At 67.6% G+C, this 23,867-nt stretch carries 22 protein-coding genes; 18 read left to right on the forward strand and 4 right to left on the reverse strand.

Features of this window, described 5'->3' with window-relative positions; all coding sequences use genetic code 11:
- Positions 1–171 precede the first annotated feature (171 nt).
- The 12 genes from tkt to AC1DNE_RS21080 all read left to right on the forward strand — a co-directional run bounded on the left by tkt (position 172) and on the right by AC1DNE_RS21080 (position 12,918).
- Complete coding sequence (gene tkt / locus AC1DNE_RS21025) at positions 172–2,169, forward strand: transketolase (RefSeq protein ID WP_476766415.1); 1,998 nt, start codon at positions 172–174, stop codon at positions 2,167–2,169.
- A gap of 187 nt (positions 2,170–2,356) precedes the next feature.
- Entirely contained in the window at positions 2,357–3,367 is a 1,011-nt protein-coding gene (gap, locus tag AC1DNE_RS21030) for a type I glyceraldehyde-3-phosphate dehydrogenase (protein WP_441472912.1), read from the forward strand.
- 102 nt (positions 3,368–3,469) lie between these two features.
- Positions 3,470–3,967 carry a hypothetical protein gene (locus AC1DNE_RS21035; protein ID WP_476766414.1) on the forward strand — a complete coding sequence of 166 codons (498 nt, stop codon included), beginning with the start codon at positions 3,470–3,472 and terminating at the stop codon, positions 3,965–3,967.
- Positions 3,964–5,157 carry a phosphoglycerate kinase gene (locus AC1DNE_RS21040; RefSeq protein WP_441472914.1) on the forward strand — a complete coding sequence of 398 codons (1,194 nt, stop codon included), beginning with the start codon at positions 3,964–3,966 and terminating at the stop codon, positions 5,155–5,157. The genes AC1DNE_RS21035 and AC1DNE_RS21040 overlap by 4 nt, the downstream gene beginning before the upstream one ends.
- Before the next feature lie 139 nt (positions 5,158–5,296).
- On the forward strand, positions 5,297–6,379 hold the full coding sequence (gene fba, locus AC1DNE_RS21045; protein ID WP_476766413.1) for a class II fructose-bisphosphate aldolase: 1,083 nt from the start codon (positions 5,297–5,299) through the stop codon (positions 6,377–6,379).
- 170 nt (positions 6,380–6,549) lie between these two features.
- Positions 6,550–7,704: a benzoate/H(+) symporter BenE family transporter gene (locus AC1DNE_RS21050; RefSeq protein ID WP_476841177.1), complete on the forward strand. Its 1,155-nt coding sequence runs from the start codon at positions 6,550–6,552 to the stop codon at positions 7,702–7,704.
- On the forward strand, positions 7,701–8,354 hold the full coding sequence (locus tag AC1DNE_RS21055; protein ID WP_441472917.1) for a thiamine phosphate synthase: 654 nt from the start codon (positions 7,701–7,703) through the stop codon (positions 8,352–8,354). The genes AC1DNE_RS21050 and AC1DNE_RS21055 overlap by 4 nt, the downstream gene beginning before the upstream one ends.
- A complete protein-coding gene (locus AC1DNE_RS21060) occupies positions 8,351–9,271 on the forward strand; it encodes a tetratricopeptide repeat protein (RefSeq protein ID WP_441472918.1) in 921 nt (306 codons plus the stop codon). Before AC1DNE_RS21055 ends, AC1DNE_RS21060 begins: the two co-directional genes overlap by 4 nt.
- 197 nt (positions 9,272–9,468) lie before the next feature.
- On the forward strand, positions 9,469–10,260 hold the full coding sequence (locus AC1DNE_RS21065) for an inositol monophosphatase family protein (RefSeq protein WP_441472919.1): 792 nt from the start codon (positions 9,469–9,471) through the stop codon (positions 10,258–10,260).
- Between the two features lie 185 nt (positions 10,261–10,445).
- Positions 10,446–11,456 carry a flagellar motor protein MotA gene (locus tag AC1DNE_RS21070; protein ID WP_441472920.1) on the forward strand — a complete coding sequence of 337 codons (1,011 nt, stop codon included), beginning with the start codon at positions 10,446–10,448 and terminating at the stop codon, positions 11,454–11,456.
- Between the two features lie 29 nt (positions 11,457–11,485).
- On the forward strand, positions 11,486–12,502 hold the full coding sequence (locus AC1DNE_RS21075) for a peptidoglycan -binding protein (RefSeq protein WP_441472921.1): 1,017 nt from the start codon (positions 11,486–11,488) through the stop codon (positions 12,500–12,502).
- Between the two features lie 2 nt (positions 12,503–12,504).
- Positions 12,505–12,918 (forward strand): Ivy family c-type lysozyme inhibitor, encoded by a 414-nt coding sequence (locus AC1DNE_RS21080; protein ID WP_441472922.1) that lies wholly within the window; start codon positions 12,505–12,507, stop codon positions 12,916–12,918.
- A 79-nt stretch (positions 12,919–12,997) separates the two neighbouring features.
- On the opposite strand, the gene AC1DNE_RS21085 is transcribed toward AC1DNE_RS21080, so the two are convergent.
- Entirely contained in the window at positions 12,998–14,776 is a 1,779-nt protein-coding gene (locus tag AC1DNE_RS21085; protein ID WP_441472923.1) for an ABC transporter transmembrane domain-containing protein, read from the reverse strand.
- 266 nt (positions 14,777–15,042) lie between these two features.
- On the opposite strand from AC1DNE_RS21085, the gene rpmE reads away from it, so the two are divergent.
- Positions 15,043–15,279: a 50S ribosomal protein L31 gene (rpmE, locus tag AC1DNE_RS21090; RefSeq protein WP_441472924.1), complete on the forward strand. Its 237-nt coding sequence runs from the start codon at positions 15,043–15,045 to the stop codon at positions 15,277–15,279.
- Between the two features lie 141 nt (positions 15,280–15,420).
- Here rpmE and rcdA read toward each other — a convergent pair whose 3' ends face one another.
- On the reverse strand, positions 15,421–15,951 hold the full coding sequence (gene rcdA, locus AC1DNE_RS21095; protein WP_441472925.1) for a protease adaptor protein RcdA: 531 nt from the start codon (positions 15,949–15,951) through the stop codon (positions 15,421–15,423).
- Positions 15,952–16,324: 373 nt separating this feature from the next.
- The gene (locus AC1DNE_RS21100) at positions 16,325–16,525 is read right to left on the reverse strand and encodes a DUF1192 domain-containing protein (RefSeq protein ID WP_441472926.1); all 201 of its coding nucleotides are present in this window, start codon (positions 16,523–16,525) and stop codon (positions 16,325–16,327) included.
- Between the two features lie 95 nt (positions 16,526–16,620).
- Between AC1DNE_RS21100 and AC1DNE_RS21105 the strand changes: the two genes are divergently transcribed.
- From AC1DNE_RS21105 to AC1DNE_RS21115, 3 genes are all read left to right on the forward strand, one after another.
- Entirely contained in the window at positions 16,621–17,619 is a 999-nt protein-coding gene (locus tag AC1DNE_RS21105; RefSeq protein WP_441472927.1) for an NAD(P)H-quinone oxidoreductase, read from the forward strand.
- Between the two features lie 2 nt (positions 17,620–17,621).
- A complete protein-coding gene (locus AC1DNE_RS21110) occupies positions 17,622–18,083 on the forward strand; it encodes a nuclear transport factor 2 family protein (protein ID WP_441472928.1) in 462 nt (153 codons plus the stop codon).
- A gap of 172 nt (positions 18,084–18,255) precedes the next feature.
- Positions 18,256–18,984, forward strand: coding sequence for a DUF1013 domain-containing protein (locus AC1DNE_RS21115; RefSeq protein ID WP_441472929.1), 729 nt, complete (start codon positions 18,256–18,258; stop codon positions 18,982–18,984).
- A gap of 153 nt (positions 18,985–19,137) precedes the next feature.
- Here the strand turns inward: AC1DNE_RS21115 and AC1DNE_RS21120 are convergent, their stop codons facing one another.
- The gene (locus AC1DNE_RS21120) at positions 19,138–21,072 is read right to left on the reverse strand and encodes a propionyl-CoA synthetase (protein ID WP_441472930.1); all 1,935 of its coding nucleotides are present in this window, start codon (positions 21,070–21,072) and stop codon (positions 19,138–19,140) included.
- A 175-nt stretch (positions 21,073–21,247) separates the two neighbouring features.
- Here AC1DNE_RS21120 and AC1DNE_RS21125 point away from each other — a divergent pair, with 175 nt between their 5' ends.
- Positions 21,248–22,012, forward strand: coding sequence for a sulfite exporter TauE/SafE family protein (locus tag AC1DNE_RS21125; protein WP_441472931.1), 765 nt, complete (start codon positions 21,248–21,250; stop codon positions 22,010–22,012).
- Between the two features lie 179 nt (positions 22,013–22,191).
- A complete protein-coding gene (locus AC1DNE_RS21130; RefSeq protein WP_476811116.1) occupies positions 22,192–23,820 on the forward strand; it encodes an acyl-CoA synthetase in 1,629 nt (542 codons plus the stop codon).
- Positions 23,821–23,867: the final 47 nt, after the last annotated feature.

Below are 23,867 nucleotides of genomic sequence, written 5' to 3' on the forward strand. Positions count from 1 at the left end.
GACCGCGAAAGCCGGCCTCCGCGAATTGACTCGAAGGGAGAGCCGGGCCTAATCCACCCGTCCTTTCCAAGCTCGCCAAAAGCAGCTTCAAGACTGCCTCCCCCCTCCCCCGGCCCGCTGTCGCGCAGGTCGGACCGGCCCTCCCGCCAGACGGAGCCCTGTGAGACCATCATGACCAGCATCGACCGCGCCCAGCACGACAAGCTCGCCAACGCCATCCGCGGCCTGGCGATGGACGGTGTCGAGAAGGCCAAGTCCGGCCACCCCGGCCTGCCGATGGGCGCCGCCGACGTCGCCGCCGTGCTGTTTACCCGCGTGATGAAATACGACGCCGCCGATCCGCGCTGGCCGGACCGCGACCGCTTCGTGCTCTCCGCCGGCCATGGCTCGATGCTGCTCTACGCCCTGCTCTATCTCACCGGCACCCCCGGCATGGAGCTCGCCGACCTCCAGAAATTCCGCCAGCTCGGTTCCAACACGCCGGGCCATCCGGAGAATTTCGAGACTGCCGGCGTCGAGACCACCACCGGCCCGCTCGGCCAGGGCCTCGCCACCGCCGTCGGCATGGCGATGGCCGAGCGCATGCTCGCCGCCGAGTTCGGCAAGAAGGTCGTCGATCACCACACCTATGTGCTGGCCTCTGACGGCGACCTGATGGAAGGCATCAGCCAGGAGGCGATCGCGCTCGCCGGCCACCAGAAACTCAACAAGCTGATCGTGCTCTGGGACGACAACGGCATCTCCATCGACGGCCCGCTCTCGATCACCGACAATGTCGACCAGGTCGCGCGCTTCAAGGCCTGCGGCTGGCGCTCCGAGCGCGTCGACGGCCATGATCCCGAGGCGATCGAGGCCGCCATCCGCCGCGCCCAGAAGTCGAACAAGCCGACCATGATCGCCTGCAAGACGATCATCGGTTTCGGCGCGCCGCATAAGCAGGGTACCTCGAAGGCCCATGGCGAGGCGCTGGGCGCCGACGAGCTCGCCGCAGCCAAGAAGAACCTCGGCATCACCGGTGGGCCCTTCGAGGTTCCCGCCGAGGTGCTGAAGGCCTGGCGCAGCTTCGGCGCGGCCGGCGCCGCCGCGCACAAGGAATGGAACGAGCGCTTCGGCGCCCTCTCCGAGCGCAAGCGCGGCGAGTTCGAGCGCCGTCTCGCCCATACGGTCCCCGCCAAGCTCGACAAGGTGATCCTCGCCCACAAGAAGGGGCTGATCGCGGCGCCGCAGGCCGTCGCGACCCGCAAGGCCTCGGAGCTGGCGCTGGAAGCCATCACCCCGGTCATGCCGGAGCTGGTGATGGGCTCGGCCGACCTGACGCCGTCGAACAACACCCGCACAAAGGCCGCCGAGGACTTCACCCCGAAGACCCCGAAGGGCCGCTACGTGCGCTACGGCATCCGCGAGCATGGCATGGCCGCGGCGATGAACGGCATCACCCTGCATGGCGGCTTCCGCACTGCCGGCGGCACCTTCCTCGTCTTCGCCGACTATGCCCGTCCGTCGATGCGCCTTGCCGCCCTGATGGGGCTGCCGGTCGTCTATGTCATGACCCATGACTCGATCGGCCTCGGCGAGGACGGCCCGACCCACCAACCGGTCGAGCAGATCGCCTCGCTGCGCGCCATGCCGAACATGCGCGTCTTCCGCCCGGCCGACGCGATCGAGACCGCCGAAGCCTGGCAGGCAGCGCTGGAGCGCAGGGACGGGCCGACCGTGCTGGCTCTGTCGCGCCAGAACCTGCCGCAGCTGCGCACCGACGCCACGGCGAAGAACCGCTCCGCCGCCGGCGCCTATGAGCTGCTCGCGGCCGAGGGCGGCAAGGCCCAGGTCTCGCTCTTCGCCTCGGGCTCCGAGGTCGAGCTTGCCGTCGCCGCCCGCAAGCTGCTGGCCGAGAAGGGCGTGCGCGCCCGCGTCGTCTCGGTGCCCTCGCTCGAACTCCTGCTTCTGCAGGACGAGGCCACCCAGGCCGAGATCATCGGCTCCGCGCCGGTCAAGGTCGCGGTCGAGGCGGGTGTGCGCTTCGGCTGGGATGCGGTGATCGGCCATGACGGCGCATTCGTCGGCATGCACTCCTTCGGGGCGAGCGGCCCCTACAAGGAAGTCTACAAGCACTTCGGCATCACGGCGGAGGCTGTCGCCGAAGCCGCGATGAAGCAGCACAACGGCTGATATTCCCCGTCATTGCGAGCGCGGCGAAGCAATCAGGGGAACGTCGGGCCCTGCTGCCCCTGGATTGCTTCGTCGCTACGCTCCTCGCAATGACGGTTTTTATCTTGCGTTCGGCCATGCTTTGGCCGAATTGCCCGCGTGGATAGCGACGGCTCACGCCGTTTCGCTCGGCGAAGGAGAGGAAGAGATGACGGTTAAGGTGGCGATCAACGGCTTCGGCCGCATCGGGCGCAACGTTCTGCGCGCGATCATCGAGTCGAAGCGCAAGGACATCGAGGTCGTGGCGATCAACGATCTCGGCCCGGTCGAGACCAACGCCCATCTCTTCCGCTTCGACTCCGTCCACGGCCGCTTCCCCGGCACGGTGACCGTCTCCGGCGACACGATCGATGTCGGCCGCGGCCCGATCAAGGTCACCGCCATCCGCGATCCCAAGGACCTGCCGCACAAGGCTCTCGGCGTCGACATCGCGCTGGAATGCACCGGCATATTCACCACCCGCGAGAAGGCCGCCGCCCATCTGGCCGCAGGCGCCAAGCGCGTGCTGGTCTCTGCCCCCTGCGACGGCGCCGACCTCACCGTCGTCTACGGCGTCAACCATGGCGAGCTCAGCAAGGAGCATCTCGTCGTCTCGAACGCCTCCTGCACCACCAACTGCCTCGCGCCGGTCGTGCGCGTGCTTCATGACGCCGTGGGCATCGACAAGGGCTTCATGACCACGATCCATGCCTATACCGGCGACCAGCCGACGCTCGACACCATGCACAAGGATCTCTATCGCGGCCGTGCCGCCGCGATGTCGATGATCCCGACCTCGACCGGCGCTGCCAAGGCGATCGGCCTCGTCATCCCCGATCTCAAGGGCCGCCTCGACGGCACCTCGATCCGCGTGCCGACGCCCAACGTCTCGGTCGTCGACTTCAAGTTCCTCGCCAAGCGCAAGACCTCGGTCGAGAAGATCAACGACGCCATCATCAAGGCGTCGAAGCGCGGCGCGCTGAAGGGCATCCTCGGGGTCACCGACCAGCCGAACGTTTCGATCGACTTCAACCACGACTCGCATTCCTCGACCTTCGCCCTCGATCAGACCAAGGTCATGGACGACAAGTTCGTGCGCGTGCTGTCCTGGTACGACAATGAGTGGGGCTTCTCGAACCGCATGAGCGACACGGCCGTCGCCATGGGCGCCCTGCTCTGATCCATCGCCCCCATGCCCCCGGCAGGGGGTATGGTGCCTGAAAGCGAGGCCGCACCGTGCTCCGGCGCGGCCCCGCCATTTCCTCCACGCTACGGAGAGCCTATGGCCAAGATCGAGCCGACTGTTGCGTCCCCGGTGCCCGTCGAGGCGCCCGCCGTGATGCCGCCCCCCGCATTCAGCCCCGCTCCCGCAGCTGCAGCGCTGGCACCGGCAGCTCCCGCCGTCGTCATCGGCTCCGCGGTGCCCGCCTCCGTCGAAACCGCATCGAAGCCCGATCCGCGCCAGCTCGATCAGCTCTCCCGCATCGAGGAGAAGGCCGCGCGCATCGAGGAGAAGTTCGCCCGCTACGAGGCTGTCCTGACCCGCGCCGAGGCCTCGCTGGAGCGCAGCGCCCACAAGGTCGACGCCGCCGCCGGCACGATGGACTTCGCCGCGATCCGCGGCGAGATTTCCGCCCTGCGTGACCGCGTCGACGCCACGCCGCGCGCCGGGACCCTGTTCTTGACCGCCATCGTCACGGCCGTTCTCACTGTCGCGCTCACCATTGCGGTGCTGAGGTTCGGAGTGCCCGGTCTGTTCGGGAGCCTGCTGACGCGATGACCGCCTTCCGCACCCTCGACGACGCCGATCTCGCCGGCAAGCGTGCCCTCGTCCGCGTCGACCTCAACGTTCCGATGGAGAACGGCAAGGTCAGCGACACCACCCGCATCGACCGTGTGCTGCCGACCATTCGCGAGATCGCCGACAAGGGCGGCAAGGTCATCCTGCTCGCGCATTTCGGCCGTCCCAAGGGCCGCGACGACAAGAACAGCCTGAAGCAGATCGTCCCGGCGCTGACGCAGGCGCTCGGCCGCCCCGTCGCCTTCGTCGACGACTGTATCGGCGAGCCGGTCGCCAAGGCCGTTGCCGCCGCGAAGAACGGCGACGTCCTGCTGCTGGAGAACACCCGTTTTCACGCTGGCGACGAGAAGAACGACGCCGAGTTCGTGAGGGCGATCGCCGCCAATGGCGATCTCTACGTCAATGACGCCTTCTCCGCCGCCCACCGCGCCCATGCCTCGACTGAAGGTCTCGCCCATGTCCTGCCGGCCTATGCCGGACGGACCATGCAGGCGGAGCTGGAGGCGCTTTCCGCCGGCCTCGACAATCCCGCCCGGCCGGTGATGGCGATCGTCGGTGGCGCCAAGGTCTCGACCAAGCTCGACTTGCTCGGCAACCTCGTCAGGAAGGTCGACGTGCTCGCTATCGGCGGCGGCATGGCCAACACGTTCCTCGCCGCGCGCGGCGTCGATGTCGGCAAGTCGCTCTGCGAGCACGACCTGCTCGACACCGCCCGCGAGATCGAAGCCAAGGCCAAGGCCGCCGGCTGCGAGATCCTGCTTCCGGTCGATGCGCTCGTCGCGCGTGAATTCAAGGCCCATCCCAGCTACCGCGTCGTGCCGGTTGGCGAGGTCGAGGCCGACGAGATGATCCTCGACGCCGGCCCGCTGAGCATCGCCGAAGTCGTTCTGCGGTTGGAGAAGGTCAAGACGCTGGTCTGGAACGGCCCCTTCGGTGCCTTCGAGCTGCCGCCCTTCGACACGGCGACCGTCGCGGTCGCCAAGGCGGCGGCCAGGCACGTCCAGGCAGGCGAACTCGTCGCGGTCGCCGGCGGCGGCGACACCGTCTCGGCCATGAACCATGCCGGCGTCGCGGACAGCCTGTCCTACGTCTCGACGGCAGGTGGCGCCTTCCTCGAATGGATGGAAGGCAAGGCTCTGCCGGGCGTCGAGGCGCTGCGGAAAGCCTGATTGCGACGATGTTTTCAGAGGCCGCCCGGCACCCGGGCGGCCCTTCGCATTTTCAGCATGTCAGTGCTTTAGTTTTGCGCCAGTGGCGCTTACGCACTACATCAAACCTCATATCGATTAGCCAAAGGGAGTGCCAATCGTGGCCCGTATCACGCTTCGCCAGTTGCTCGACCACGCCGCCGAGAACGACTACGGCGTGCCCGCCTTCAACATCAACAACATGGAGCAGGCGCTGGCGATCATGGCCGCGGCGGATGCGACCGACGCGCCCGTCATCATCCAGGCCTCGCGCGGCGCCCGCAGCTACGCCAACGACATCATGCTCAAGCACATGATGGACGCCGTCACCGAGATCTATCCGCATATCCCGGTCTGCGTGCATCTCGACCACGGCAACGAGCCGGCGACCTGCATGACCGCGATCCAGGCGGGCTTCACATCGGTGATGATGGACGGCTCGCTCAAGGCCGACGGCAAGACCCCCGGCGACTGGGACTACAATGTCGGCGTGACCAAGACCGTCACCGACATGGCCCATCTCGGCGGCATCTCCGTCGAGGGCGAGCTCGGCGTGCTCGGCTCGCTCGAATCCGGCGAGGGCGAGAAGGAGGACGGTCACGGCTTCGAGGGCAAGCTCAGCCACGACCAGCTCCTGACCAACCCCGACGAAGCCGTGAAGTTCGTTGCCGAGACCAAGGTCGATGCGCTCGCCATCGCCATGGGCACCTCGCACGGCGCCTACAAGTTCACCCGCAAGCCCGACGGCGCGATCCTGGCGATGCATGTCATCGAGGCGATCCACAAGCTGCTGCCGAACACGCATCTCGTCATGCACGGCTCGTCCAGCGTTCCGCAGGACCTTCAGGACGTCATCAACCAGTACGGCGGCAAGATGCCCCAGACCTGGGGTGTGCCTGTCGAGGAGATCCAGCGCGGCATCAAGCACGGCGTGCGCAAGATCAACATCGACACCGACAACCGCATGGCGATGACCGGCCAGATCCGCAAGATCCTGTCCGAGAACCCCGGCGAGTTCGATCCGCGCAAATATCTGAAGCCCGCCATGGAGGCGATGACCAAGCTCTGCAAGCAGCGGCTCGAGGAGTTCAACACCGCCGGCCAGGCCTCGAAGATCAAGCGTGTCATCACGCTGGCCGAAATGGCCAAGCGCTACGCCAAGGGCGAGCTCGACCCGACCTTCGGCTCCAAGAAGGCGGCGTGATCCGCCTGACGGCTCCATTCTGCAACGCCCGGCCTGGCGCCGGGCGTTTTCTTTGCGGGGCGGCGCATCGCTCCGGCTGCAGCTCGGCATGTGCCTAGCGCTCTTTCCGTACGCCGCGTTTTCTGATTCAACGGCTTGATCCCGCCGCCTGCGATCACCGCCGGAACACCATGTCGATCGTCTTCTCCGCCCTGGTCGCGGTCTTCGTCGGCTTCGCCGCCTCGGTGGCCGTCATCCTCTCCGCCGCGCAGACGCTCGGCGCAACGGCCGGACAGACCGTATCCTGGATCGCCGCGCTCGCCATTGCGACCGCGATCTCCAGCGCCTTTCTGTCCTGGCGCTACCGCATGCCGATGATCTGCGCCTGGTCGACGCCGGGCGCGGCCCTCATCGCCGCCGCCAGCGGCTTCGACATGGCGTCGGCGGTCGGCGCGTTTCTCCTCGCCGCGGCGCTGATGATGCTCACCGCCGCCTTCCGCCCGCTCGGCCGCTTGATCGAACGCATCCCGATGCCCGTCGCCTCGGCGATGCTGGCTGGTGTCATCTTCCGCTTTGTCGTAGCGGTCTTCGACGAGATGCGGCTGTCGCCGACGCTCGTCCTTCCGCTGCTCGCGGTCTTTCTCGTCGCGCGGCTGATCAGCCCCTTCCTTGGCGTCATCGCCGCGCTCGCCGCCGGTATTGTGATCAGCTTCGCCGGCGGCCTCGCCCACTGGCCAGCCGGGGGCCTGGCGCTGACCGGCCTCGAATTCGTCACGCCTCGCTTCGATATTGCCGCCATGCTCGGCATCGGCGTCCCGCTCTACCTCGTCACCATGGCCGCCCAGAACCTGCCGGGTTTCGCCGTGCTGCGCGCCGCCGGCTACAGCCCGCCGACGGCGCCCGCCCTCTTCGTCACCGGCCTGACCTCGCTCGTCACCGCGCCCTTTGGCGCGCATATGACCAACATGGCCGCGATATCAGCCTCGATCTGCACCGGCGGCGACACCCACCCTGACCCGAAGCAGCGCTGGAAGGCCGGCGTGGTCTACGGCGCGCTCTGGCTCACCGTCGCTGGCTTTGCCGGCCTGCTGATCGCGCTGGTGCTCGCCATGCCGAAGGCGCTGATCGTCGCCGTTGCCGGGCTCGGCCTCGTCGGCTCGCTCACGGGCGCGCTCGCCCAGGCCATATCCTCCGACAAGGAGCGCTTCGCCGCCGTCATCGCCTTCTCCGTCGCCGCCTCCAGCTTCTCGCTCTTCGGCATCGGCTCCGCCTTCTGGAGCTTGATTGCCGGGCTTGCGGTCTTGACATTGGACTTCGCTGCGGGCCGTTTGCGCAGCCGATCATGACCACGCACTCCTCCCACACCCGCCTGATGCTCGTCACCCCGCCCGTCGAGGACGCGGAGGCGATCGTCTTTCGCCTGATGCAGGCCATGGCCGGCGGTGACATCGCCGCCATCGTGCTGCGCCTCACGCCCGGCGACGACCGCAACCGCATCGAGCGCGTCAAGCGCCTCGCCGCACCGGTCCAGGCCAACAACGTCGCCCTTGTCGTCGAGGACAGCGCGCTCGTCGCGACCCGCGGCGGCGCCGACGGCGTGCATGTCACCGGTGGGCCCGAGGCGATCGCAGAGGCCCGCTCCAGCCTGAAGAACGAGCGCATCGTCGGCGCCGGCGGCCTGCGCGCCCGCCACGACGCGATGGATGTCGGCGAGGCCGGTGTCGACTACGTCATGTTCGGCGAACCGCGCGCCGACGGCAGCGTGCCGCCGCTCACGGCCGTGATCGAGCGCGCCGGCTGGTGGGCCGAGATCTTCGAGACGCCCTGCGTCGCCTATGCGCCCGATGCCGAATCGATCCCCGCGCTGGTCGAGACCGGCGCCGAGTTCGTCGCGCTCGGTGCCTGGGCCTTCGAGGAAGGCCAGGATGTCCGCGCGCTGGTCGAGGCTGCCAATGCCACGATCGCCGAATTCGCGGCCCGGAAGGCGGCGCGATGAAGCATCTCGCCCGTATTGCCTGCCTCGCCGGTTCCATGCTGGTGGCGGCTCCGGCTTGGGCCGCGCCCTCAGCCGACAATGCCTATGGCGCCTATCAGGCAGGCCACTACCGGCGTGCGCTGTCCGATGCGCTCAAGCGCATCGAGACCGACAACAGCGACGCCGCCGCGATGACGCTGCTCGGCGAGCTCTACCGTCAGGGCCTCGGCGTCGCCCCGAACCAGAAGGTCGCGACCGAATGGTATGAACGGGCCGAAGCGCGCGGCGATATCAATGCCACCTTCGCCCTGGCGACCCAGCTGCTCGACGACAAGAGCGGCAAGCGCGATCCGGTCCGCGCCGGCGCCCTGCTTGAGAAGGCCGCTGCGGCCGGCCACCCGGCCGCCAACTACAATCTCGCGCTGACCCTGCTCGCCACCGGCCGCGAGGCGGACGACCAGCGCGCCGTCGCCTGCCTCGAGATCGCCGCCAAATCCAATGTCGGCGACGCCATGCATGCCCTCGGCGTGCTGGCAAAGCAGGGCCGCGGCATGCCGGCGAGCGAGGAGACAGCCGCGCGCTGGATGAAGCAGGCGACTGCGGCCGGCAACGTTCCCGGCATGGTCGAGTATGCGATCATGCTGTTCAACGGCATCGGCGTGTCCAAGGATGAGGCGCGCGCGGCGAAGCTGTTCCAGCGCGCCGCCGCGCTCGGCAACCCGATCGCCCAGAACCGTCTGGCCAAGCTCTACCAGTTTGGCCTGGGCATTCCGCCCGACACGATCGAGGCCGCGGCCTGGCATCTCGCCGCTCGTGCGCAGGGGCTCGATGACCCCGGGCTCGACGCCCTGTTCGACCGGCTGAAGCCCGAACAGCAGGCCCGCGCCGCGCGCATTGCGGCCAGCCGCATCAGCAGCGCCGTCTTGACGGCGCAGTAAGAGCCGCGCAAGTGACGGGTTACTACGGTCGAAACGCAGCCCTCATCCTGAGGAGCAGCCTTTAGGCTGCGTCTCGAAGGATGTTCCAGTGCAATCTGAAACATCCTTCGAGACGCCGCTTTGCGGCTCCTCAGGATGAGGGCTGGAGAGGCCGTTCCTTCCTTTCCAGCCGCGCCCCGGCGCGCAAGAGGTTTCCGATGATCCGCTCCCCCCTGATGACCGTGATGACCGACGCCGTGATGAAGGCGTCCCGCTCTCTGAAGCGCGACTTCGGCGAGGTCGAGAACCTGCAGGTGCTCGCGAAAGGGCCCGGCGACTTCGTCTCGAAGGCCGATCACAAAGCCGAGCAGATCCTGCGCGAGTCGCTGGAGAAGGCGCGGCCGGGCTACGGCTTCATCATGGAGGAAAGCGGCGTCGTCCACGGCACGGACGAGAGCAATCGCTGGCATATCGACCCGCTCGACGGCACCCACAACTTCCTGCGCGGCATCCCGCACTGGAACATCTCGGTCGCGCTCGAGCGCGACAACCAGTTCATCGCCGGTGTCGTCTACGACGCCGCCAAGGACGAGATGTTCATGGCCGAGAAGGGCAAGGGCGCCTATGTCAACAACCGGCGCCTGCGCGTCTCCGGCCGCAACGAGCCGGCCGACATGCTGATCGGCACCGGCATCCCGCATATCGGCAAGGGCGGCCACGGCCAGTTCCTGCGCGAGCTCGCCGCGGTGATGCCGCGCTTCGCCAATGTTCGCCGCATGGGTTCGGCAGCGCTCGACATCGCCTATGTCGCCGCCGGCCGCATGGACGCCTACTGGGAGCGCGGTCTCAACACCTGGGATTTCGCGGCGGGCGCCGTGCTGATCCGCGAGGCGGGCGGCACCTTCGGCTCGCTCGACGGCAAGCCGATCACCAGCGCCCGGGACATCATCTGCGGCAACGAGGCCGGCGAGCGTGCGCTCGCCGCAGCGCTGAAGACAGCCGCCGCCTGAGAGGCTCTCTGGGCGCACCAGTCCTCATCGCGAGACGCCACTTCCGGCGAAATGGCTCCTCGCCCGAGGGCTGGGGACTTTTTCAAACCGGCTTTGAGACAGAACTGTAGCTCTTTCGTGCTTGATCCCGGAGGCGTGGAAGGCGACAGTCCTCCCCGCACTCCGAGGCGAACGGAAGACGACGAATGGCGAACGAGGATTTCGCGGCCGAGCCGGTGACGGCCGCACCCCTGCGTACGGAGACCCGCTTCTCGCGCCCGCTTCGCTACATCATCCGTGCGGTCCTGTTTCTCGCCCTGATCGGCTTCCTCGGCTACATCCTCCAGGGCGGCCTGGTTCAGGCCTTCATGACCAATCCGGGGCTTAACGGCCTCATTGTCGGCGCACTGTTCGTCGGCGTGCTGATCGCCCTGCGCGAACTCTGGCGCCTTTACACCGAGGCCCGTGCCGCCACCCGGCTTGCCGCCGCCCCCGCCTCGGCAGAGGTCCAGCGCAGCCAGGTCATCGCGCCCTTCGGCTCCGTCCTCACAGCTCTCGATCGCGGCACGCTCGCCCCCGCCCAGGCCGTCTCGGCCCTCGAATCGGTCGCGGTCAGGCTCGACGACGGGCGTGAGGTGCTGCGTTATCTCGCCGGCCTGCTCGTCTTCCTCGGCCTGCTCGGCACATTCTGGGGCCTGCTCGACACCGTGGGTTCGGTCGGCACCGTCATCAAGTCGCTGCGCACCGGCGCCGAGGCCGGGGTGCTCTTCGACGAGCTGAAGGCCGGGCTCTCGGCCCCGCTCGCCGGCATGGGCCTGTCCTTCTCGTCCTCGCTCTTCGGCATCGCCGGCTCGCTGATTCTCGGCTTCCTCGATCTTCAGGTGGCACAGGCGCAGCGCCGCTTCCGCAACGAGCTCGAAAGCTGGCTCGGCACCCGCACCGCAACGCCGGATACCATCGCGCCCCTGCTCGCCGCAGGCGACCCGCTGGCCGACCGCTTCGAAAGGCTGAGCTCCGCGATGGCGGACGGCGCCTCGAACAACCGCGCGGCGACCCAGGCGCTCGCCAACCTCGCCGAGGGCATCCAGGGCCTCGTCCAGCATATGCGCGCCGAGCAGCAGATGATCCGCGACTGGGTCGAGGCGCAGGCCACGCGCGAAAAGGATCTGAAGCGGTTGATCGAACGCCTTACGGCTGACCAGATCACCGAGCCATGATCGCCGTCGGCACTTCAGGAGCCTGACCCATGGCCCTCTCCCGCGCCCATCGCCGCGAGGACGCGAATTTCTGGCCCGGTTTCGTCGACGCGCTCTCGACGATGCTGATCGGCATCGTCTTCCTGCTCACCGTCTTCGTCCTCGGCCAGTTCTTCCTCTCACAGGAGCTGACCGGCAAGGACACCGCGCTGGAGCGGCTCAACAGGCAGATCTCCGAGCTCACCGATTTGCTGGCGCTGGAGCGTTCCTCGAACCGGCAGGCGCAGGAGAACCTGCAGCTCATGCAATCGACCCTGACGCGCGAGCAGGACGAGCGCGGCCGCCTGCAGGGCCAGCTCGCCACCCAGAACAATGCCGCCCCGGTCCAGCTCGCAGAGACGCAGAAGGCGCTCGACGCCGAAAAGCAGCTCTCCGCCCGCGCCCAGTCGACCGTCGATCTCGTCAACCAGCAGATTCTCGCCATGCGCCGTCAGCTCGCCGCGCTGGAAGAGGCGCTTGCCGCCTCGGAGGCCAAAGACAAGGACTCGCAGGCGCGCATCTCGGAACTGGGCTCGCGGCTCAATGTGGCGCTGGCCCAGCGCGTCCAGGAACTCGCGCGCTACCGCTCGGACTTCTTCGGACGTCTGCGGCAGGTGCTCGGCACGCGGCCCGACATCCGCGTCGTCGGGGACCGCTTCGTCTTCCAGTCGGAAGTCTTCTTCGATGCCGGTCAGGCTGTTCTGAAGCCCGAAGGCAAGGAGGAGCTCGACAAGCTCGCCACCATCCTGCTCGATCTCGGCCGCGAGATGCCGCCCGACCTGCCCTGGATCCTGCGCGTCGACGGCCACACCGACAACCGCCCGATCAAGACCGCCCAGTTCCCTTCGAACTGGCATCTCTCCTCGGCGCGCGCCATCGCCGTGGTCGAGTACCTGATCTCGCGCGGCCTGCCGACCGATCGGGTCGCCGCCACCGGCTTCGGCGAATACCAGCCGCTCGATGTCGCCAATACCGACGAAGCGCACCGCCGCAACCGCCGCATCGAGTTCAAGATCACGGAGCGCTGATCATGTCCGTCGGGCGCCTCTCTTTCACCGTCGCTGGGGCTCTCGCGCTGCTGCTGACGGCCCCGGCTTCGGCCCAGTCGACGGGCGGCGGCGGGCGCTATCTCCACGACATGCTGAAGCAGCCGACCTATCGCGAGGCCTGGACCCACATGGTCGGCAAGCTCGGCCCGCGCGAAGCCTGGCTCAGGGCTGACAAGCTGAGCGGTCCGGGCGGCCCCAGCACGATCGTCACCGTCGGCGACCAGACCTTCGAGCGCGTCGACACCTGCAAGCGCCACGATTGCGGCGACAACCGGTTCTATGCGCTGTTCTCGCCCGATGGCAGCGAGGCGCTCGGCGTCCTCATCCAGCCCGGCAATATCCGCTTCTTCGGCCAACCCAGCGAAGAACAACAGCGCGCGCTGGTGGGCCCCTAGAGCCGGGTCCACTGCGTCACTCCGGACACGCCGCTTTAGCGGCGCCGATCCGGAACAACGGTTTTCTTCTCGCTCTATCCTAAGCCGCCTCCAGCCCGAACTGCAGCGCGGCCAGGCGTGCATAAAGCCCGCCGCGCGCCTTGAGCTCGGCATGCGTGCCTTCCTCGACGATGCGTCCGTCTTCCATCACGAGAATTCGGTCGGCCGAGAGGATGGTCGCCAGGCGATGCGCCACGACCAGCGTCGTGCGCCCCAGCATCAGCCGGTCGAGCGCATCTTGAACCGCCCGCTCGCTTTCCGAGTCGAGCGCGCTCGTCGCCTCGTCGAGCAGCAGGATCGGCGCGTCCTTCAGGATCGCCCGCGCGATGGCGAGGCGCTGGCGTTGCCCGCCCGATAGCGTGACGCCACGCTCGCCCACGATCGTGTCGTAGCCCTGCGGCAGCGCACGGATGAACTCTTCGGCCGCCGCGAGCCGCGCCGCCGCTTCGACCTCGTCCTGCGACGCGTCGGGACGGCCATAGGCGATATTGTCCCGAATCGAGACACCGAAGACGGTCGGTTCCTGCGGCACCAGCGCGAAGCGTTCGCGCCAGATCTCCGGGTCTGCCTCGGGTCCGGCGACGCCATCGACCACGACGCGCCCGTCCTGCGGATCGTAGAAGCGCAGCGCGAGCTGCAGCACCGTGCTCTTGCCGGCGCCGGACGGGCCGACCAGCGCCACGCGCTCGCCCGGCCGCACGGAGAAGCTCAGGTCCGACAGCGCCGGGCTGACCCGGCCGGGATAGCTGAACGAGACGTTCTCGAAGGCGAGTTCGCCGAGCGAAGGGGCCGGCATCGGCTTGGGATGCGGCGGCGCGGCGATCGCGGGCTTCAGGGCCAGGATCTCGCCGAGCCGACTCGAGGCGCCGGCCGCCGCGCTGATATCGCCATAGACCTCGGACAGCTGGCCGAGCGAGCTTGCCGCCAGCACCGCATAGAGAATGAACTGCGAGAGCCGGCCGCCGCTCATCCGCCCGTCGAAGACCTCGGTCGCCCCGGTCCAGAGTACGCAGACGACGCTGGCGCTGACCAGGAAGATCGCGACGCCGGAGAGCAGCGCGCGCGAGGCCGTCGCTTCCCGCGAAGCGAAATAAGCTCCGTCGGAGGCGGCCTCGAAGCGGGCCGAGGTCTGGCGGGCGGCTCCGAAGGACTGCATCGTCCGGATCGCGCCGACAGCCTCGGCGGCGAAGGCGGAGGCGTCGGCCAACCTGTCCTGCGCGGCCCGCGCCCGTCTGCGCACCGAACGACCCGAGAGCACCAGCGGGACCACGATCAGCGGGATCACGCCGATGACGATGGCGGAAAGCCGCGGGCTCGTCGCCACCATCAGCCCGAGGGCGCCCAGCGCCATGATGACGTTGCGCAGGGCGATCGAGGCGGTCGAGGCGAAGGTCGACTTGATCTGCGTGGTGTCCGCCGTGAGCCGCGAGACGAGCTCGCCCGCCTTGCTCGAATCGAAGAAGGCCGGCTCCAGCCGCGTCAGATGGCGGAAGACATCGGCACGCAGCGAAGAGACGATGCGCTCGCCGATCGTCATGACGAGGTAGAAGCGCGCCGAACTCGCCAGCGCGAGCACCGCGACCACGCCGATCAGGAGGATGAAGTAGCTGTTGGCGAGCTGCCGTTCGCCGCCGGCGAAGCCGACATCGATGACGCGTCGGACCGCCATCGGCAGCACCAGCGTCGCCAGCGACGCGATCACGAGCGCGACGAGCGCGAAGGCGATCCGCCCCTTCTGCGCGCGTGCATAGGGCCAGAAGGTCGCCAGGGAGCGGAAGTCGGGACGCGCCTTCTTGTCGTTCTTGTCAGCCTCGGCCACGCACCGAACCTCCTTCGTCACGCGCGCGCCACGCGCGCGCCTTTTCCACCAATATCAACCTCGCCCGGTGAAGCCCATGAAGGCGAGCTTGGCAAACGACGCATCGCCGCAGGGGCGCGCCGATTGCCGGTTAAGCTTGCGCTGACGCCGCGGCTGCGATATGTGCACGCGACTTCACGACAGGCTCATCCGAATTCTTTCGACGGGCCGGGCAGGCTCGCCTGCTTGTCGATGCGCCCGTTTTTGTAAGCTCCGAGGATTTCGTCATGGCCAAGGCCGGCATCCACCCCGATTATCACACCATCAAGGTCGTCATGACCGATGGCACCGAATATGCCACCCGTTCGACCTACGGCAAGGAAGGCGACACGCTCAACCTTGACATCGACCCCAAGACCCATCCGGCCTGGACCGGCGGCACGCAGCATATGCTGGACCGTGGCGGCCGCGTCTCGCGCTTCAACACGCGCTTCGCGGGCCTGGGCACGATCGGCAAGAAGTGAGGCTGCGGCGCCCCGGCGCCACCGTCCTTGATCTGAGACAAAGAAACCCGGCCTCGCGGCCGGGTTTTTTGTTGTTCAGCCTGGAAGCGGCGTGAAGCCCGAGACGGCCCGCCCGGAGAGCGGGCCTCCCGCGAGAATTCTTCAGTGCCTCATGCCGAGGCGCGCCTGCAGGCTCGCCAGTTGGTCCTGGACGGGATTGCCGGCTTCGCGGCGGGTCTCGGTCCCGGACATCTGGTTTTCGAGATGGCGCACACGGGTCTGCAGCCGCAGCGAATGCGCCATCAGGTTACGCAGGCGCTCCGGCAGCTGTGCGACGACATGCTCGGCAGGAGAGATCATCGGATCGCTGATCTTGACCTTGTTGTGCTCGGTCCTGGCCTGCTCGGCCGTGAGCTCGCCTTCGGCCACGGCGCGCTGGACCAGCAGCCAGGAGGCGATCTGCATCAGCCGCGTCGTCAGGCGCATGCTCTCGGTGGCATAGGTCAGCGCGATCTCGCGCGGCAGCGCCGCCGCTTCCTTGCGGCCTTCCCCGTCGAGATAGGCGGCGGTCTGTTCGACCAGCCCCATGCCTTCGCGAAACAGCAGCATGAAGGCGTCCGAACGGACGAAACGGCGCGCGAAGGAAAGCGCGCCCTCCTCCGTCGGCGGATCGAGCAGCTGGGCATCGTTCATGCGGTGTCTCCCATCGGCACAAGCCCGTGCGCCTTTGGAACGCGCCACGGATCATGCCGCTGACGTGGCAAGGATAACGCCGATCGCGTTTCCGAACGCCGCTAAGATGTCGTTAACCTTAACAAGGCTACACCGCTATGGCGGAAACGAGGCCGGCGGCCCGTCCGGGCACAGGCAGCGGCCCTCTCCACAGGAAGGCGCGAGGAAGCGCCAAAAACAAAAAAAGAGCCGCCAAAGGCGGCTCGAAGGTCAACAGGGAGGCGTCAAACAGAGTGGGCAGGAGCCACTCGACATCCAGACAAACTGGATGATGCGATTCATAATTTGGAATCATTAACGCCCCCTTAACGGGCGTTTCTTTTTGACGCTTTTTTCAGGCAAGTTTCCGAAAGAACGCGTCCGCTGCGGAGCGCGAGGCATCCTTGCGCGCCCGCGTTTCGGCCAGGCGTTCGATCTCGGCCTTCAGCGCGGCGATGCGCTCATCGATCTCGGCGAGCGAGAGCATCGACAGGTCCTGCCCGATCTCATGCACGCTCTTCGGTTTGGGGCGATCGTCCTCCGGGAATATCGACATGGCGGCCTCGCATCTGCTCAAACTGCGCGCGGCAGGCTAGCCAACTTGAGGCGACAGTCACGCTGCGCCGCACCATGACGAAGGATGACGAGGCCATGATCCCCATTCCCGAGACGATGACGGCGATCGGCATTCCCGCCCCCGGGGGCCCGGAAGTCCTGCGCCCGGAAACCCGCCCCGTTCCCAAGCCCGGCCCCGGCCAGGTCCTCGTCGCCATCGCGGCTGCCGGCGTGAACCGCCCCGATGTCCTGCAACGCCTTGGCGGTTACACGCCTCCTCCGGGCGCCTCCGACATTCCGGGGCTCGAATTCGCGGGCACGGTCGTGGCGCGCGGCGAAGGCGCGGAGCGCCTCGCCATCGGCCAGCAGGTCTGCGCCCTTGTTCCCGGCGGCGGCTATGCCGAATACGCCATCGTTCATGAGGACAATGCCCTGCCCGTGCCGAAGGGCTTTTCGCTTGTCGAAGCAGGCGCCGTCCCCGAGACTTACTTCACCGTCTGGACCAATGTCTTCCAGCGCGGCCGACTGCAGGCGGGCGAGAGCTTCCTCGTCCATGGCGGCTCATCCGGCATCGGCACCACGGCGATCCAGCTCGCCAAGGCCTTCGGCGCGACCGTGCTGGCGACCGCCGGCTCCGACGAGAAGTGCCACGCCTGCCGCGAACTCGGCGCCGACCACGCCATCAACTACCGCACCGAGGACTTCGTCGCCGCTTCGAAGGCCGCGACCGGCGGGCGCGGCGTCGACCTCATCCTCGACATGGTCGGCGGCGACTATATCGACCGCAACTACGAAGCCGCGGCCGATCAGGGCCGCATCGTCCAGATCGCTTTCCTCAACGGCCCGAAGGCATCGGCCAATTTCAGCCGCCTGATGCTGAAGCGCCTGACTCATACCGGCTCGACGCTGCGTCCCCGCACCGTCCCCGAGAAGGCCGCCATCGCCGCCGAGCTGCATGCGAAAGTCTGGCCGCTGCTCGAAGCCGGGCGCTGCAAGCCGCAGATCCATGCTACATTCCCGTTGGCCCGGGCCGCGGACGCCCATCGTCTGATGGAGTCCAGCGCCCATATCGGGAAGATCGTGCTGACGGTGTAGCCATGCCGAACGAGGCGCCGGACGAGGACAGGCAGGCGATTGCAGCGCTGGTCGCGCGGCAGTTCGCCAGCCTGAGCTGGCAGCTCGACGAGCCGGCCGACTGGGCCGGCTTCGGCGCCGACTTCCATGACGCCGCCCTGCTCTATGCCTCCGCTCGCCCCGCCCGGCCGCAATCGCCCGCCCAATTCGTCGCGCGGATGCAAGAGCTGTCGCAGACGAGCCTGCGCTCCTTCGAGGAAAGCCCGCTCGGCATCGAGATCCGTGTCTTCGGCAATGTCGCCGTGGCGGTCGCAGCCTGCGAGGCTGTCGAAAACGCGATCGAAACCGGCCGCACCGTCGAGATGATGCTGCTGGTCAAGGAGGCCGACGTTTGGCGGATCGTGGCGCAGGCCTGGGACAAGGCGACACCGTCCCGGCCCATCCCGGATGCCCTCCTCTCGGCTCGCGAGCAGCCGCCGCAATGACATGCAAATCCATGGACACTGGCCACGCCCTCGCCTATAAGGCGCGCCATCCTGCTCATCGTCGATGATTTGGATGGCCGGCCGGGGAGGCCGGTCGGCGCATGAGAGCTTTTGTCCGCGACCCTGCCTTGACGAGCCCGATCGGGCGCGAAGGCCTTCCAGGAGACGCCCCGTGTCACAAACCCCGCTGATGCCCAAGGCCACCGCGGTCTGGCTGGTCGAGAACACCTCCCTGACGTTCGAGCAGATTGCCGAGTTCTGCAAGCTGCACCCGCTCGAGGTCCGCGGCATCGCCGATGGTGAGGTTGCGGCCGGCATCAAGGGCCTCGACCCGATCACCTCAGGCCAGCTCACCCGCGAGGAGCTGGAGCGCGCCGCCAAGAACCCGAACCATCATCTGCGTCTCGCCGAGCGCAAGGTGAAGGTGCCGGAGGTCAAGCGCGCCAAGGGCCCGCGCTATACCCCGGTCTCCAAGCGCCAGGATCGCCCGAACGCCATTCTCTGGTTGCTGCGCAACCACCCCGAGCTCAAGGACGCGCAGATCATCCGCCTGATCGGCACGACCAAGTCGACCATCGCGCAGATCCGCGACCGCACGCACTGGAACGCCCAGCAGCTCACCCCGATCGACCCGGTCAGCCTCGGCCTGTGCTCGCAGATCGACCTGGACTTCGAGGTCGGCCGCGCCGCCAAGGACCGTCCGGCCGCGCTGGCCGAAGCCGGCTCGACCCTGCTGCCCGCCGAAGAGACCACCGCGCCGGCGCACGCCCACACCGAGAGCCAGCCCTTCGCCGACATGAGCCGGCCGAAGCGCGAGGAGGAAGCGGCGATCGACGTCGATTCCGTCTTCGCCAAGCTGAAGCAGCTCAAGCGCCCGGCGGATGAGGACGACGAGGGCTGAGGCTCTCTAGCCTCCTTCCACACAACACCGTCATCCCGGACAAGCCGCGTGAGCGGCGCCGATCCGGGATCCATGCCTGAACAGTTCCGGCATGGATCCCGGGTCTTCGCTTCGCTCCGCCCGGGATGACTGTGGAGGATGACGGAGCCAGCCCTACCCGATTCCCTTGTCCTTCAGCGCCGTGCCGATCTCGTCGAGCACTCCGGCGTCCTCGATCGTCGCCGGCACGGCATAATCCTCGCCGTCGGCGATCTTCTTCATGGTCGCCCGCAGGATCTTGCCGGAACGCGTCTTCGGCAGCCGATTGACCGTCACCGCCAGCTTGAAGGCCGCCACGGGGCCGATCCGCTCGCGCACCAGCGCGACCAGCTCCTTCTCGACCTCCGCCGGCGACTGGCGTGTACCCGCCTTCAGCACGACGAAGCCGCAGGGCTGCTCGCCCTTGAGCGCATCGCGAATGCCGACCACGGCGCATTCCGCCACGGCCGGATGCGCCGCCAGCACCTCCTCCATGCCCCCGGTCGAGAGCCGGTGGCCGGCGACGTTGATGATGTCGTCGGTGCGCCCCATGATGAAGACATAACCGTCCTCGTCGATGAAACCGGCATCCGAGGTGTTGTAGTAGCCCGGATAGGTCGTCAGATACGCCTGCCTGAAGCGCTCGTCGTCGTTCCAGAGCGTCGGCAGGGCGCCGGGCGGCAGCGGCAGCTTCAGCACGATCGCGCCCATCGTCCCTGCCTTCACCGGATGGCCGGCCTCGTCGAGGCATTGGACGTCCCAGCCCGGCAGCGGCACCGTCGGCGAGCCGTGCTTCACCGGCAGCAGGCCGAGGCCCATCGGATCACCGACGATCGGCGAGCCGCTCTCGGTCTGCCACCAATGGTCGATCACCGGCACCTTGAGCAATTCCTCGGCCCATTTCAGCGTCTCGGGATCGGCCCGCTCGCCGGCGAGGAAGAGCGCCCTGAACCGCGACAGGTCATGACCGGCGAGGTACCTGCCCTCGGGATCCTCCTTGCGGATCGCGCGGAACGCGGTCGGCGCCGTGAACAGCACCTTGACGCCATGCTCCGCGATCACCCGCCAGAAGGCACCGGGATCGGGCGTGCCGACCGGCTTGCCCTCATAGAGCACGCTGGTCGCGCCCTGGATCAGCGGCGCGTAGACGATATAGCCGTGACCGACGACCCAGCCGACATCCGAGGCGGTGAACATCACCTCGCCGGGCTTCACGTCGAAGAGCTGGTCCATCGTCGCCTTGAGCACGACCATGTGCCCGCCATTGTCGCGCACCACGCCCTTCGGCTTGCCGGTCGTGCCGGAGGTGTAGAGGACATAGAGCGGGTCGGTCGCCGCCACCTCGACGCAATCGGCCTTGCGCCCGGCCGCCTTCGCCGCGGCCACCAGCGTGCGCCAGTTCTTGTCGCGCATTGCATGCATCGAGGCGTCCGCCTGCGGCCGCTGCAGCACGACGCAGGTTTGCGGCTTGTGCCTGGCCATCTCGATCGCGCCATCGAGCAGCGGCTTGTATTCGACCACGCGCGTCGGCTCGATGCCGCACGTCGCGGTCAGGATCACCTTGGGCTCGGCATCGTCGATACGCGTCGCCAGCTCCTTGGCGGCGAAGCCGCCGAAGACGACCGAATGCACCGCCCCGATGCGGGCGCAGGCCAGCATGGCGAAGGCCGCCTCCGGCACCATCGGCATATAGATGAGGACGCGGTCACCCTTGGCCACGCCAAGATCCTGCAGCACGGCCGCGAGCGTCGCGACCTCCTCCAGCATCTGCGCATAGGTGTAACGGGCCTTTGTCCCGGTCACCGGACTGTCGTAGATCAGCGCGACCTGATCGCCGCGCCCGTCCCGGACATGCCTGTCCAGCGCATTGAAGCAGGTGTTGCAGGTCGCGTCGGGGAACCAGCGGCCATAGATGCCGGCCGAAGCGTCGAAAGCCCTCTCGGGCGGCCGAATCCAATCGATTCCCTTGGCAATATCGAGCCAGTAGGCGGCCGGATCGGCCTGCCACCGGGCGTAGGTTTCGCGATAGCCTTCGGCGGGGCGGGCGGGTACCGCATGGGAGCCATTCATCGGACGTGTTCCTCTGCGCCGGGTTTCGTCCTAAAGCCCCGCAGCGAGCCGGCGATGGCAGGGCTGGTTTTGCGCGGAATCCTGCGCACTCCCCTCGGCCAGCGCAAGCACGTAAACTTACGACTTTCGCCCATCCCATTCTGCACCTCTCGGCGCTGCGGCGCAGCGTCACTCCATGTCCTTCGACCTCATCTTCTTCGCCGCCATGGTGCCGGCCGTCATCCTGACGGGGCTCGCGAAAGGCGGCTTTTCCGGGCTCGGCCTGCTTTCCCTGCCGCTGATGGCGCTGGTCGTCTCGCCGGTGACGGCAGCCGCGATCATGCTGCCGCTGCTGATCGCGCAGGACGTGGTCTCGGTCTGGTCCTACCGGCGGGACTTCGACCGCCGCAATCTCGCAACCCTGGCGCCCGGCGCGCTGCTGGGCATCCTCCTCGGCTATCTGCTGGCGGCGAAGGTCTCGGACGCAGCCGTCGTTCTCGCCGTCGGGTTGATCTCGGTCGGCTTCGCGTTGCGCCGCATGCTGAGCGACGGCAAGAAGCCCGCCGTGGCGACGCAGGCGAATTGGAGCGCGGGCGGCGTCTGGGGCTTCCTCTGCGGCTTCACCAGCATGGTCGCCCATGCCGGCGGCCCGCCATTCCAGATCTACGTCATGCCGCAGAAGCTGCCGCCCGCCGTCTTCGTCGGCACCGGCGCGATCTTCTTCGCCGCGATGAACTGGGTGAAGATCATCCCCTATCTCGCGCTCGGCCAGTTCAGCAGCCAGAACCTCATGGCCTCAGCCGCGCTGCTGCCCTTCGCCATCGCGGCGACCTTTGCCGGGATCTGGCTGGTCCGGCGGGTGCCGGCCGAGCGCTTCTACGGCATCGTCTACTGGCTGCTGCTGCTCGTCGGCGCGAAGCTGGTCTTCGACGGCGTGCGCGACCTGCACCTTCTCGGCTGATTCCCAGGCGCCCGTTCACCTCTCGGCCCTCATCCTGAGGGGCCGCGCAGCGGCGTCTCGAAGGATGAGGGCTCACGATGAACTGCCACCGCGCGATTGCGCCGCATCGGAAAAAGGGATGGATTACGCGAGGGCGCTCCAGCCGCTAAGGCTGTCGCGCTTGCGTGGAAGGTTTTCCGATGACCCGTTCGGCCTATGACACCGATCTCGACCGCAACCCGGCGAATTTCCAGCCGCTGACGCCGCTCACTTTCCTTGAGCGCGCCGCCGCGGTCTTCCCGAGCCGCACGGCAATCGTCCACGGCACGCTGCGGCGCTCCTATGCCGAGTTCTATGCCCGCTCGCGCCGGCTTGCGTCCGCGCTGGCGAAGCACGGCATCGGCAAGAACGACACCGTCGCCGCGATGCTGCCGAACACGCCGGCGATGCTCGAATGCCATTACGGCGTGCCGATGGCCGGCGCCGTCCTCAACACGCTGAACACCCGGCTCGATGCTGCGATCATCGCCTTCTCGCTCGACCATGGCGAAGCCAAGGTGCTGATCTGCGACCGTGAGTTCTCGAAGACGGTCAAGGAGGCGCTCGCGCTCTGCAAGGCGAAGCCGCTGGTCATCGACTATGACGATCCGGTCTATGACGGGCCGGGCGAGCGCCTGGGCAGTGTCGAATACGAGGATTTCGTCGCTGGCGGCGACCCGAATTTCGACTGGCAGATGCCATCGGACGAATGGGACGCCATCGCGCTGAACTACACCTCCGGCACCACGGGCGACCCGAAGGGCGTGGTCTATCACCACCGCGGCGCCAATCTGCTCGCCACCTCCAACGTCATCACCGGCAATATGGGCCGGCATCCCGTCTATCTCTGGACGCTGCCGATGTTCCACTGCAATGGCTGGTGCTTCCCCTGGACGATCTCGATCGTCGCCGGCACCCATGTCTGCCTGCGGCAGGTCCGCGCCAAGGCGATGTACGATGCGCTCGCCGACCACGGCGTCACGCATCTCTGCGGCGCGCCGATCGTGATGTCGACGCTGCTCAACGCCCCGGCCGAGGAGCGCCGCGACTTTCCGCAGAGGGTCTCCTTCTTCACCGCCGCCGCCCCGCCGCCAGAGGCGGTGCTCGCCGGCATGAAGCAGGCCGGCTTCGAGGTGACGCATCTCTACGGGCTGACCGAGTGCTACGGCCCGTCAGTCGTCAACGACTGGAACGACGACTGGAATGCGCTCTCCCCCGCCGATCAGGCCGCCAAGAAGGCCCGGCAGGGCGTGCGCTATCCGGCGCTGGAAGGGCTCGACGTGCTCGATCCCGAGACGATGCATCCGGTCCCGCGTGACGGCCAGACGCTCGGCGAGGTGATGATGCGCGGCAATGTGGTGATGAAGGGCTATCTCAAGAACCCGAAATCGACCGGCGCCGCCTTCACCGGGGGCTGGTTCCACACCGGCGACCTCGGCGTGCGCTATCCCGACGGCTACATCCAGCTCAAGGACCGCTCCAAGGACATCATCATCTCAGGCGGCGAGAACATCTCCTCGATCGAGGTCGAGGACGCGCTCTACAAGCACCCCGCCGTGCAGGCTGCCGCCGTGGTGGCGCGGCCCGACGAGAAATGGGGCGAGGCGCCCTGCGCTTTCATCGAGCTGAAGCCGGGCCACTCCGCGACCGAGGCCGAGATCATCGCCTGGTGCAAGGAGCACCTCGCCTCGTTCAAATGCCCGCGGACGATCGTCTTCGCCGAGGTGCCGAAGACCTCCACCGGCAAGATCCAGAAGTTCCGCTTGCGCGAAATGGCGCGGGCGCTCTGAGACAAACGAAAACCGTCATTCCGGGCGGCACGCAGAGCGACGGCCCG

Source organism: Allobosea sp. 05L423 (assembly GCF_056397745.1).